This window comes from Methylophaga sp. UBA2689, assembly GCA_002354555.1.
Taxonomy (GTDB): Bacteria; Pseudomonadota; Gammaproteobacteria; order Nitrosococcales; family Methylophagaceae; genus Methylophaga.
Map to the genome: position 1 here is coordinate 42,200 of DELT01000032.1, position 329 is coordinate 42,528.

General features: G+C 49.2%; 1 protein-coding gene. It reads left to right on the forward strand.

All coding sequences use genetic code 11. From position 1 onward, the window contains the following. A partial coding sequence (locus tag B3M51_RS03475) for an Hsp70 family protein (RefSeq protein WP_414673428.1) occupies positions 1-329 on the forward strand: 329 nt, incomplete at both ends.

Genomic DNA, 329 nt, shown 5'->3' on the forward strand with positions numbered 1-329 from the left:
TTGGTAGAAGACTTGATTTCACGCAGTATGGAACCATGCAAAATGGCATTGAAAGATGCCGGCCTGAAATTGTCTGACATTAATGATGTCATTCTGGTTGGTGGGCAGACCCGCATGCCGAAAGTGCAGGAAGCGGTTAAGGAAATGTTTGGTAAAGAACCACGCCGTGACGTCAACCCGGATGAAGCGGTTGCCGTTGGTGCTGCGATTCAGGCTGCTGTATTGGCTGGTGATGTGAAAGACGTATTGTTGCTGGACGTTACCCCATTAAGCCTGGGTATCGAAACCATGGGCGGCGTAATGACCAAACTGGTTGAGAAAAACACCAC